Source organism: Pseudoalteromonas sp. BZK2 (genome assembly GCF_014349195.1).
Taxonomy (GTDB): Bacteria; Pseudomonadota; Gammaproteobacteria; order Enterobacterales; family Alteromonadaceae; genus Pseudoalteromonas; species Pseudoalteromonas simplex.
In genome coordinates this window covers 58260-71335 of sequence record NZ_JACSOG010000017.1, presented here as the reverse complement: position 1 = coordinate 71335, position 13076 = coordinate 58260, and the positions used below count along the sequence as shown (strand labels likewise).

Below are 13076 nucleotides of genomic sequence, written 5' to 3'. Positions count from 1 at the left end.
CCTTAGTATTATAACTCAGATTCTTTAATTGCGTTTAAAACACGTTTAGCAGATACAGGATAAGGTGTCCCTAGTGTTTGTGCAAATAAAGAAACACGTAACTCCTGTTGCATCCAAAATATCGCACTGATCTCTTCAGGAATTGGCATTCCCTTAGGGATTTTGTTCGCTAGTTTTTGATATTGCTCGGCTACTTTTTCAAGCTCAAGTACACACAACCTATCGCGGTTAGGGTCAACAGGTAGCTTTTCTAAGCGGCGTTCAATGGCTTTTAAGTAACGAATTAAATCCGTCATCTTTGCTGCCCCATGCTGGCTAACAAAGCCTTTGAACACTAAGCTTTGTAACTGTGATTTAATATCACCGTGCGCTGTTATCATGGTTAGATCAACGCGTCCTTTCATCCGTTTATTTAAGCCATGTGCAATACTTAGCACTTGCTCTACTTGGGTGGCAATCTCAACCACCGTGTCACCAAGCTCACCACGAATTTGCTCTTTCGCTTTTTCAAACGCATCTGCAGTGCGGATGTTGCCATATTTAGTTAGTAGGCTATCGACGGCTGCAGCGATACAGTCATCAATTAAGTCATTGACCTTACCAAACGGATTAAAGTACAAACCTAATTTAGATTTATTCGGTAAATTTTGCTGTAAATACTTAATCGGTGATGGCACATTTAATAACACTAAGCGACGTAAACCTTGTTGGTGCGCCAGCTGAGCTTTGTGTTCATTATCAAATAACTCAACCGCTGCTGAGTCTTTTTTATCCACCAGCGCTGGAAACGCTTTGATTTCGTATTGACCTTGCTTTTTCACGTAAGAACTTGGTAACTCACCAAAACTCCACTCGGTCAAATCAGCTTTCTCTATGCCCTTGTCGGCTACTTTCGATAAGGTATCCGTTACCTTACCTTGTAGCTGGGCTTTTAGTTTAGATAAATTTAAACCGCGAGCGAGTAACTTATCGTGTTCATCACGTACTTCAAACTGTAAGCGTAAATGCGGAGCAAGGGTTGATAAATCCCATGCATCTGGCTCAACACGCACACCTGTCATACGTAATAAGCGCGTGCTAATTGCATCAATTAAGTTGCCTTGCATTGGTTCGATTGCTGCGAGTACCGCGTCGGCGTAGTTTGGCGCAGGCACAAAGTTGCGACGGATCGTTTTTGGTAGCGACTTGATAAGCGCACAAATTAATTCATGTCTAAACGCAGGAATATGCCAATCAAAGCCAGTTTCTTGCACTTGGTTTAACAGTGCTACCGGAATTTGTACCGCAACACCATCAACGGCTTGCCCTGGATCAAAGTGATAAGCCAGTGGTAACAACAAGTTCTCTTGCTGCCAAGTATCTGGGTAATCAAACTCAGTGACATGATCGGCACCATGCTGCATTAATTCTTCTCGAGACATGTGCAAAAAGCGCTTATCTTTTTGTTTTTGTCCCTTCCACCACTTATTAAACGCGGCACGATTATTTACATCTTGCGGAATTTTCTTGTCGTAGAATTCAAATAAGGTTTGTTCATCAACCAAGATATCACGGCGGCGAGATTTATTTTCAAGAACCTGAATATCTTCTATTAACTCTTGGTTATAGTGTAAAAACCCTTCATTTTGACCCAGCTCTTGCTCTACCAACGCCGAGCGAATAAACAACTCGCGACTTACTTTTGGATCAATATTGCTATAAACACAGCGGCGCTTATTAACAATTAATAGGCCATACAGGGTTTGCTGTTCAAACGCGATAACTGCACCCGGCTTTTTCTCCCAATGCGGTTCGCTGTAGCTGCGCTTTACTAAATGCTGTGCAAAGCCTTCAACCCATTTTAGGTCTATGCGTGCGTTGATCCGCGCATAAAGTTTGCTGGTTTCAACAAGCTCAGCCGACATAATCCATTTTGGACTCTTTTTAAATAATCCTGAGCCTGGAAAAATATGGAACTGGCTGTTGCGTGCGCCTTTATAAATTTGTTTTTCATCTTTAAAACCAATATGACTTAGCATACCGCTCAATAAAGATTGATGGATTCGTTCGCTATCAGCAACATTGGTAGTGGCCTTCATGCCCATTTCATTACACACCGTTGATAGCTGATAAACAATATCTTGCCATTCGCGAATACGCATATAGGCTAAAAAGTCTTTTTGGCATAACTTTCTAAATTGGCTATTGCTCAATTCAGATTGCTGCTCTTCAAGGTAATTCCATAAATTTAAAAAGGCGATAAAATCTGAATCTGGATCGTCAAAACGGCCGTGCTTTTCATCCGCTGCACCGCGTTTTTCTTGTGGTCGCTCTCGTGGATCTTGAATCGACAATGCCGCAACAATAATGATCACTTCACGCAGTGCACCTAAGCCATCGGCAGTCAGCACCATTTTCGCTAAACGTGGATCAACCGGTAAACGGCTTAAACTTCTGCCTGATTTAGTAAGCTCAGTCTTTTTATGACGTTTAGCTGGCTTAATGGCTTCGAGTTCTTCAAGTAGCGTTAAACCATCGTTAATATTTCGGCTATCTGGCGCTTGCACGAACGGGAACTGTTGCATGTCGCCAAGCCCTAAACCAAGCATTTGCAAAATAACAGAGGCTAAGTTGGTGCGTAAAATTTCAGGATCAGTAAACTCTGGACGCGAATTAAAGTCTTCTTCGCTATATAAACGAATACAAATACCCGCTTCAATACGACCACAGCGGCCTTTTCGCTGATTGGCACTAGCTTGTGAAATTGGCTCAATCGGTAATCGTTGTACCTTGGTACGATAGCTATAACGGCTGATACGCGCGGTACCTGGGTCGATAACATAGCGAATACCCGGCACCGTTAGTGATGTTTCAGCCACGTTGGTGGCTAAAATAATATGACGGCGGCTATGCGGCGCAAAAATTCGGTTCTGTTCAGCGTTTGATAAACGCGAATAAAGCGGTAAAACATCCGTGCCTTTGAGGTTTCGCTTTGATAACGCATCGGCGGTATCACGAATTTCTCGTTCACCGTTCATGAAAATTAGAATATCGCCGGGACCTTCATCACACAGCTCATCAACGGCATCAAAAATACCCTGTAATTGGTCACCATCCGCTTCCATCTCATCTTTATTGATTTCAGTAGTTGGTCTGTAACGAACCTCTACTGGGAAAGTACGACCTGATACTTCAATGATGGGTGCATCGTCAAAATGTTTAGAAAAGCGCTCAGGGTCAATTGTTGCTGAGGTAATAATAACTTTTAAGTCAGGACGTTTTGGCAGTAAATTTTTTAAATAGCCTAAGATGAAATCGATATTCAGACTACGTTCGTGGGCTTCATCGATGATGATGGTATCGTACTGGTTTAGGTATCTGTCTTGTTGAATTTCAGCCAGCAGAATACCGTCTGTCATCAATTTAATGTAGCTATTGTCAGAAACTTGGTCACTAAAGCGAATTTTAAAGCCCACTTGTTGACCTAGCTCGCATTGCATTTCTTCTGCAATACGATTCGCGACACTTCGAGCCGCGAGTCGACGAGGCTGCGTGTGGCCAATGTATCCATCAACACCGCGGCCAAGCTCTAAACACATTTTTGGGATCTGCGTCGTTTTACCAGAACCTGTTTCACCGGCAATGATCACCACTTGGTTATTGGCAATCGCCTGTTTAATATCATCTTTCTTTTGGCTAACAGGAAGTTGCTCTGGGTAGGTCACTTTAGGTAAGGCAGTCAAACGTTGCTCGCGCAATTGCTGCGAACGGCTAATATCTTCAGCTATTTTTTGCGCTATGCTCGCTTGCTTAGTTTCATCGTTGATTTTTTTGATGCCATGAAGGCGTTTTTTGAAGATGAATTGATCTTTGCGTAAACACGTTTTTAATTCGCCAAACAGCGGACCTAGGTTAACCACCCGATACCCTTATATTTCTTAACCAATAGACTGATATTGTATCAAATAATCTATCAGGTGGTCATGGCTTTATTTAATCCGTTCGGTTGGAATTGGCATTGCACACACATCGATAAAATTGGGGCTTTCAACAAACCACGCTTCTACTCGGTTTTTACGTGCTTCAATGAGGGCTTTAAATGCATTTGAGTCTGTTTTCATCACCCGAAATTCACTGTTATCAGTGTCTTTAATATCTGCTAATACTTGCATATCGGTGATGGGGTTAAATGCCTGACCTTCAGTGGCTGTACGCTGCAATAAATTAAAGTGTTCCATGCCTTCTAAAACACGACCAAACACGGTGATATTACGGTCTAAATAGCGCTGGCTATTGCCAATGGTTACATAAAATTCGGTACCACCCGAATTGATATCATTATCGCGGGCCATGGCAAAGACCCCTGGGCAATGTACTTGCCATGTTTCTGTTTGGCTTTGGTTTTGTGCCACAGCAAAGCCATTTAAAAAGCCCGTTTTAGTGGCATAGCCATCAGGCCCTTTAAGCTCTGTAATCGCTAAAGGCGTCTTTGTGCGTAGATAAAACTCAGCAGGTAACCCTTTTTTGGCATTTTTAACGGGTTTACTTTCGCTAGCATCCCCGCCCTGCGCGACAAACCCTTCAACAAATCGATACACACTTAGGCCTTGATAAAACCCTTCTTTGGCAAGCTGTCGCATGTTATTTGCGTGAATGGGCGCTAATTCATCGTTTAGTTCGATATAAGCCGCACCCGTAGGTAAGGTTAATTTAATGACGTTTTCGGCACTGACTTCTCGCCACTCACTGCTACTTGCGGTCATAATGATTTCGCCAGCAGAACGTTTTTGACTAGTTTCTTTTGCATCAACATCAATTGGTGCAGCTAAGAAGGCACCAAGGCATAAGGTTAATAGACTTAATTTCATTGTTATTATCTTTTAAGTAATTGACAATTCAGCCTATTAACTTAAACCTAAATAAGCAAGTAAAAGCGATGTTTGATCACAAGCGTAGGTATTAATCCCAATCAAACTTATAAAGAATATCAACATTTTGATTCAAGCCACTGGTCACCTCAATATACAGTTGCGACAGCAGTTGATAGCGAACCGCCACTTCACTTAATGAATCAAAAATACCGACACTGTATTTAACTTGAATGCCTGGAGTAACATAGCCAGATATTTCAACTTTAGTGTCATCGCCACTACCACTTGAACTTAAACTGACATCTGACAAACCAAAGCTTTCGCCAATCTTAGAAACCATTCCTTCACTACGGTTAACACCTTGGGCAAGCAATAATTGAGTGAGCATCGCATCGGTCGAGCTATCTCCTTCATCAAGAGGTTGCCCATTTAATAAATAAGCCAATGCTTGTGCTTGATCCATCGCAGGCTCTGAGAATACTTTTAACGAAGGTTGTTCAACATTACCTGTTAAGGTAATACCTGCAATCACACCATTCGAGGTGTTATCAGGGTTACGAATTGCCTTAATATTTAGGTAAGGCTTCTCAATTGAGCCGCTAAAACCAACTTGTCCAGTTCGGATTATCAAATCTTGGCCAAATGCGCGGTAGGTGCCTTGAACAAGGTTCAATTCACCCGTTGCTATCATCGGTGTAACTTGGTCCATGCTGATGTTGATGTCGCCTTCAACTTTCGACTGTAAGCCAAACGAGTCAACGCGCACATCATTTTCAACCAACACCTTTAAGTTAATAGCATAATCAAAAGGGACTTTTTCTGACTGTTGCTGCTCAATATCAACAATGACTTCATCATCGCTGACTTGCACAGCACCTTCCGGCAGCTCTTCAATGGCGATACGCCCCCATGGCACGACGACTTGGCCATCAAGATTAAACGCATTATCTTTCAACGACATAGTTAAATCTGGAGACACTTTAAAGGTAACATCTTGCTGAGCACGAACAAAAAACTCTTTACCATTTAACTTCACATCAACGTCTGGTAGTTCTTGCTGCCAATCAATCCCACCTGACAAATCGAGCGCGCCTCCTTCAGCATCTTTGAGCTCCCCCTTGAGCGTTGCACTTTGATTATTAAATGCAATGTTCACATAAGAGTTTTGCAGCGATACAGGCAAGGTTGCCCCTTCAAGATTGATTTTTTCGACATCAAAGTCACCATTGAGTAATGGTTCTTTCAAGGTGCCTGCAATAGCTAATCGGCCTTTAATGTCGCCTGTTAATTGCTCAAGTGACGCAATAAAAGGCCGTAAGTTTGTTAACTCAATTTTCTCAATAACCAAGTCGCCCGCTAAGTTCTGCTGATTTTGAATATCATCAATGTTGAGCTCGGACGTCACTTTACCTAACACAGAGGAGTCAAGGGTAGCATTAAGTTTACCAACTTGCGCGTCACTCATTGCCGAGACCTCTAAAACCTCGACTGGTAATTTATAAACATTTGCCCCATCAATTAAAGATGCTTCTAGCTGCTGAGTTTTGATATTGGCACGGATGGTTTTTAATGCGCCATTATTCCAATTAGCAACAAACTCCCCGTTTGCATCGCCAGTTACTTTCAAGTTATCGGGTAAGAAGTGTTTAAATTCAGCAATAGATAACGCAGCAAGCTGTGCATTTAACTGACCTAATTGTTTAGTTTGCTGCAAGGTCTCAAAGCATAGTTTTGAGTTATCGCTTTGCCAGCAATGCGCGCCTACATTAAAGTCAAAGGTTTTGGTATTCACTTGAATATTAACTGGCTTATTAGTGCCAAAACGCACCTGATTATCAGTAACAAGAATTTGACTTAATGCACCTTGCCAAGTTTCTTTATTAAATTTACCGTCAACATCGAATGATGCCTTGCCTTGATCTGCATCGAGTAAAAAAGTTAAATGGTGATCTGTTTTATCGCCACTGGCATCTAACTCAATTTGATTAATTTTGTGCTCTGCGATCGATGCGGAATCAAGCACCAGTGATACATCCGTTTGCCAGTTTGCGGCGTAATCAAATTGCCCTTTTAATGTTAAACCGTCAACCTGAATATCTTGATAACTCAAGGTATTCAGGACTAAACTTAAATCAACAGTAGGCTCAAGACGCTCTCCACGCAAACTCAGATCAGCAAAGCCCTTGCCTTGCATAGGCAAAACATCTTGATCACTTGCATCTAAACGCAATTTACCGTCGACACGCCATACTTTATCCACCTGTCCCGATAACGCAATTTCATTTTTACCGCTTTTTATTTCAAGTTTTTTAAAACTTGCATGCAAGCTACTATCAAGCTCAAAATCCGACAACAAAGTCACTGGAATTTGATTCACAGAGCCATTTAATTGCGTGTTATCTAACGCAAGCTGCCACTCACCTGCCTGTAAGTTAAATGAACCATTGAATTCACCAGATAAATCACTACTAAGAGCATCCGTTAAATATTGGGCTTTTAAGTGGCTTAAAGCCCCTTTAAATTCGCTTTTTACCCCATTCGACCAATCAACAGATGCGTTAATATCTGCTTTACTGTCATTAGCATTGAGGCTTAATTGCTCAAGTTTTGCATTTGTTAAACTACCCTGTAATTTTGATTTCACAGTCATCGCAGGTAATGCGTCTAGTTGCGTGACTAAACTCAAATCGACAGCATAAGCATCGGCATGGCCTTTGGCTTTTAAATCAAATTCCGATAATTGCAGCTGCTGTGTGTCTGTGGCAATTTGCCACTTTGCTATCTGGCCTGTTAAATCAAATGGGTAATTTGTTTGTTTTAGATTCACAGCCCCTTTTAACTGTGCAGGGTATGTTCCTTGCGTTACTAAACTTAACTTTAAATCCGCAAGCGGGCCTGAAAGCGACAGATTAGCTTGATGTTCAGTGCTTTTTACAGACACGGCCCCCTCAATAGTGTTTTCACCAGAAAGCTCAGCCGTTAAATTAGTATGCAATTGCCATTGCTGATAGCTTGCAGCAAGCTTTTTAAGATTAATATCGCTCTCTTTGGCTGAGGCAACCAATTCAATATTTTCAATAAGCTGAGCCTGTTCTGCGCCATAAGGGGTAATGGCAACTTTACTTATTTGAAATTGCTTTAGCTCAACATCAATCGGGACCCTAATATCAATTGCGGGCAATGCTGGCAACTCAGTTAATGGGGCTGATTTAGGCTGCTCTTTTGTTTCGTGCAGCATTACAGCAACATCAGCAATAGTCAGTGTATCCACTGTTAAATCCGTTGCTTCGCCGCGAGCACTTAAGTTTAGTTTGTTGACTGTTACATCGGCACTTGGGTGCGCTAGATTAAAGCGATTAATTGCAACACGCTTAACAACGACCTTCATAGGTAAACTAATTTGTGTGACTTGCTCAACATTAGGTTCTGTTTCAGTGCTCTGCTCAGTTGATGCAGCCTGATTTTTAATATTTAAATCAATCGATTGGGCGCTTAAATTATCAAGACAAACCCCATCACAACGCCACCAAAATAAATCAATTTTTAGCTGCTTTGCATCAAACTTGATGCTTTGATTTTCAAAGTGAACACTAAACGCATCGTTATATAAAAAACGACCAGATGGCAACTTGATTGATAAGCCATCAACTAACTTATTCGCCGTGAATGCAATAAAGTGATTACCAGGCGCGGTGAATAACAAACAAAACACAATAACTAGCAAACTTGCCAGCGTAATTAATAGAACCTTGGTTATCTTTTTTAACATCTTCATTAGATTTCAGGTCCTATGGTAATACTTAATCGGGTACTTTTACTTTCTTTTGTTAAACCCCAAGCATGGTCGATACGTACAGGACCAACCGGTGTTAAATACCGAAAACCAAAGCCAGCACCGACTTCGACGCGGTCGCTAAAATCATTTGTTGCGGTACCACTATCGACAAATAAAGCTGCTCGCCAATGCTCGGCAAATTGATAGTTATACTCAATTGTACCGCTTATTAAGTATTTACCACCAATTAAACGACCTTGTTCATCTTCAGGTGAAATAGATTCATAAGCAAAACCACGGACACTTTGATCCCCCCCCGCATAGAAACGAAGCGATAACGGTACGTCATTAATATCTTCAACCAGCATGGCACCTAAATTAGCTCTTAAGTACAGTAAATGACGATCGGCGAAGGTATTCAACCATGCGTTTTGCAGTTGTAAACGTAGGATATTAGTTGAAGACATCATGTCCTCTAACCCAAATTCAGCTGACAGCAGCCATTGGTACCCCTCGTAAGGAGTCGTTCCGCCCTCAGTGTCTTTTTTCGCGTAGCTGATACCCGGCATCAACATTTTTGCACTTTGTTCTTCTTCTCCAATTCGGTAGGTTTCATAATCACGGCGGATAAATGCGGTTCGCACCCAATCATCTTCGGTTAGCCACTGGCGCTGTAATTGGCCAGTTAAAATTTTACTGTAAAGGTCATTTGTTACACCATCTTCGAGTTTATAGCCTAACGAAAAACGCCAAATATCATCATTAGGGTCGTCTACTGGGACGGTATAACCTAGCGAAATATCTTGCTGCCTCTCTGACACATTTAAGTTGCTTTCAAGATAATGACCGTCTTCCGTTATCCATGGCTTAGTCCATTTAAAGCGAACTTTTGGGCCAAAATCTGTATTAAAACCGCCACCCACTTCATAGCTATTGGCTGGTTTATGTAATACATCAACATTAACAGGCACTTGATTGTTTTTACGTTTTGCAATGTCTGCATACACACGGACACTGGCAAAATAAGGGGTGCTCGACAGTGCTAAGTTGTAATCAGAAATGTCAGTCGCTTTATATGGCTGACCTTGTTTAAATTCAGCCAGCGAGCGAATGTATTTTTCAGCCGGGGTCTCAGTACCAATAGTGATATCACCAAACTGATAACGAGGCCCAGTATCGACATTAAAAATAATCTTTGTGCTATTATTTTTTAGCGATACCGCCAATTTATGCTCATGCCATTTTGCATCAAAATAACCTAAGTCTAATAGTTGGCTTTCGATGCGCTTTCTCGCGGCCTCATATTTGCCGTGATTTAAAAAGTCACCTTGTTTGATTTTGATGCTGTTGACGGCAGACATAAATTCGGCGTCATCTTTACCGGCACCTGTAATGGTTACATTGATATCTGCGATTCGAGTAACAGGACCACGCTCAACATCGACAATTAATAGCTGTTGTGCGTTATCAAAACTAATTTTGATAGTCGGCTTATAATAACCAAGCGCTTTTAAACTCATTTCTACTTGGCTTTTAGCATGACGCTTTAATGCCTTTGAGGTTTTTTCATCAATTAGTTGCTTAATGTAAAGCTCAACGTTTTTTTCGAGCTCACCACTGATCCCCTGAATTTTGTAATCTTTAATAACAGTTGAGGCACTAATCGCGTGCTGGCTGTATGAAAAGCAGAAAAAAACAAAGACAAAAAAGAAATGCCGATTATACAAAAAATATCCTTACTTTTTTGGAAGAGTCATAATCTAAAATGAGTACAAAAAGATACTAGCACAGTGCCATAGCCACTGACATAATTGAAATGTTAAAATTAGTACGCGTTAAACAATTATTTTCGCTACAATAGCGGACAATACCTAGATTTATAATGAACGAGCGACTAAATGCACTTCCCTGATGACGAAAACGGTCAATTATTAGCTGAAATTGCTGACGCTGGTGTTGATTTAACCAGTATGCAAACTATCGATTTCTATATTCTTTTTGAACAAAAGCCTGAAGCAGAGAAATTTGCTAAAGCGATAACAAGTGATGAGCTTGCCCCTTCAACAGAACTAACCAAGTGCCCAGATACAGGGGTGTGGGAAGTAATTACCCGTGTGAAGATGGTGCCAGAACACACCTTACTTAGCCAAACAGAACAATACTTAGAAAGCATCGCTAATGGCCATAATGGATATGGCGATGGCTGGGGTTTAATGGCCGAAGAAGAATAAGCCACTCCTACATCTCGTAAGGGGATCAACTTAGTTGATTCGCCTTACGAAAACTGCCCTGATAATCAAAAAGCTTTTCTGCCACTTTCCAACCGTATTTTTTATTTTTACGCGCAATCACAAAATCGGGTGCAAGTAGTTGCTGTTGTAAATTAACAACCTGCTCCGCGCTTTGCCAATCCATTGGGGTAAAACCGGGTGCTGCTCGTTTACCAAACTGCTTATTAAAAATAAATCGCCCGGTGTCATTTGCTAAGTTAAAAACCTCATCACAACTAGCTCCATCTTCATCATAGTAGCTAATTTTAAGTAAACCTTTTGCGAGCAACTGTGCCGACAAACCACTACACCTTAATACCAAAGCATCTTTTAAATTAAGCGCTTCCCGCAGTTTATCATCAGGGTCTGCCATAATGGCACCACAAGACTGACACTGCCTTGCTGCAATGTCATTTTGCTCACCACACTGCTCACATTCTTTAAAACGAAAACGATAATCACACTGTATTTGCTCTTCACCATCGTCCAGCAAGCCTTGGCAGCGCCTACCAAAATGCTCAATCACCTTGCCTTCGCCATCAGTTTTACCCCAAAAAATATTCGCAAATCCACAGCCAGGGCATAGTACTTGAACAGGCTCATTATCACTTTGCGCTTTTTTACTCCCTACCTCTGGGTAGAACAAATCAAAGCCATTACCAGCATAATCAATAACTAAGCAGTCTTTTTTTCCTTCACTTAAACGAAGGCCTCGACCCACTATTTGTTGATATAAACTGACAGATTCGGTGGGCCGTAAAATCGCAATATAATCAACGTGAGGGGCATCAAAGCCCGTCGTGAGTACGGATACATTAACCAAATACTTTATTTTTTTTGCTTTAAATTGATTAATAATTCGATCACGCTCGTTATTATCAGTATCACCGGTGATAAGTGCCGTACTACCCTCAGGTAAGTAGCCAGTAATTTCTTTGGCATGCATCACGGTTGCAGCGAAGATCATCACACCATGACGCTGTTCACTGTACTCTATTACTTGCTTGATAATGGCTTTTGTCGCGCGCGTGCTGTCTTTTAATAACGCATTCATATTCTCAATGCTGTAACGACCAAATGAATCACTCGGCAGTGATGAAAAGTCATAATGGCTAATAGCTGCATCGACTTCATGAGGCGGCGTTAAATAGCCGTTTTTGATCATATAGCGCAGCGGTAACTCAAAAATACACTTTTTAAATGGTGCGTCTTTATCACCTCTAACAAAACCATGATAGTGATGATGATAAACCCAGCCCATTCCCATACGAAAAGGTGTTGCAGTTAAACCAAGTACTTTAAGATTGGGGTTTTGTTTTTTTAGACTCGTTATCACCTGCCCGTACTGACTTTGTTCATCACCACTGACACGATGACATTCATCAATGATCAACAAAGAGTAAGCATCGGTAAGCTTATCGGTATTACGTGCCAATGATTGCACACTCGCAAAGGTCACTTGCTCCGTTAATGACTTTTGTTTTAACCCCGCAGAAAAAATACTTGCCTTAAAGCCAAAGCTAATATACTTCTCGGCGTTTTGTTCTACCAATTCTTTAACATGCGCAAGCACCATAATTTTTTGTTTGGCAATACGCGCAAGTTCAGCAATAACCAGGCTTTTTCCAGCCCCTGTTGGTAACACAATTAGTGCTGCGTCATCTGTTTGTCGAAAGTGAGCAACCGTGCGCTCTACGGCCTCTTGTTGGTAGGGTCTGAGTACGTACTTCATGTTATCGGACTATAATCGACATAAAAAAGGGAAGCATACGCTTCCCCTGGTATTCTTTAAAGCAAAAAATTAAGCAAGGTGTTTTGTTAAATCGACACCTTGGAATGCTTTAGGTCGTTTACCACGGCCTGTCCATTCTACAATTTCGCCATTAAATTCGATGCGGTACTTCGGTTTTACCTTAGTGCGTTTGTCTGTTGTTACTACATCCTGTAGATCTTCTAATGTAAGTCCTTTTTCTTTTAGTAAATCGAGTACCTCTTTTTTAGCTTCTTGCTGTTGAGTATATTTCTCGATAGCTGTGTCGATTAGCTGTTTTGCTTTTTCTAATTCAGATAATGACGCAGATTTTACAAAAGATCGGATTTCTTTCATTGAGAGCTCTCTTTAATATTAAAGTTAAGTAAAATGTATAAACATGAGTTAGTATATGCCCTATTCATAAAATA

Annotated in this window: 7 protein-coding genes; 1 reads left to right on the top strand and 6 read right to left on the bottom strand. The window is 41.2% G+C overall.

Translation table 11 applies throughout. The features are described 5' to 3' along the window. Positions 1-8: 8 nt before the first annotated feature. The 4 genes from hrpA to BIZ38_RS12230 form a co-directional block, all read right to left on the bottom strand. Positions 9-3899 (bottom strand): ATP-dependent RNA helicase HrpA, encoded by a 3891-nt coding sequence (gene hrpA, locus BIZ38_RS12245; protein ID WP_187490370.1) that lies wholly within the window; start codon positions 3897-3899, stop codon positions 9-11. A 69-nt stretch (positions 3900-3968) separates the two neighbouring features. Next, complete coding sequence (locus BIZ38_RS12240; RefSeq protein WP_138602109.1) at positions 3969-4847, bottom strand: peptidylprolyl isomerase; 879 nt, start codon at positions 4845-4847, stop codon at positions 3969-3971. A gap of 91 nt (positions 4848-4938) precedes the next feature. Then, the gene (locus BIZ38_RS12235; RefSeq protein WP_187490369.1) at positions 4939-8625 is read right to left on the bottom strand and encodes a translocation/assembly module TamB domain-containing protein; all 3687 of its coding nucleotides are present in this window, start codon (positions 8623-8625) and stop codon (positions 4939-4941) included. After that, positions 8625-10352: an autotransporter assembly complex protein TamA gene (locus tag BIZ38_RS12230; RefSeq protein ID WP_187490368.1), complete on the bottom strand. Its 1728-nt coding sequence runs from the start codon at positions 10350-10352 to the stop codon at positions 8625-8627. The genes BIZ38_RS12235 and BIZ38_RS12230 overlap by 1 nt, the downstream gene beginning before the upstream one ends. A gap of 171 nt (positions 10353-10523) precedes the next feature. Here BIZ38_RS12230 and BIZ38_RS12225 point away from each other — a divergent pair, with 171 nt between their 5' ends. Then, positions 10524-10856: a ribonuclease E inhibitor RraB gene (locus BIZ38_RS12225; protein WP_054553668.1), complete on the top strand. Its 333-nt coding sequence runs from the start codon at positions 10524-10526 to the stop codon at positions 10854-10856. Positions 10857-10881: 25 nt separating this feature from the next. On the opposite strand, the gene BIZ38_RS12220 is transcribed toward BIZ38_RS12225, so the two are convergent. After that, the gene (locus BIZ38_RS12220) at positions 10882-12627 is read right to left on the bottom strand and encodes a DEAD/DEAH box helicase (RefSeq protein WP_187490367.1); all 1746 of its coding nucleotides are present in this window, start codon (positions 12625-12627) and stop codon (positions 10882-10884) included. 69 nt (positions 12628-12696) lie between these two features. Continuing rightward, on the bottom strand, positions 12697-13002 hold the full coding sequence (locus BIZ38_RS12215; protein ID WP_054553670.1) for an H-NS family nucleoid-associated regulatory protein: 306 nt from the start codon (positions 13000-13002) through the stop codon (positions 12697-12699). Positions 13003-13076 lie beyond the last annotated feature (74 nt).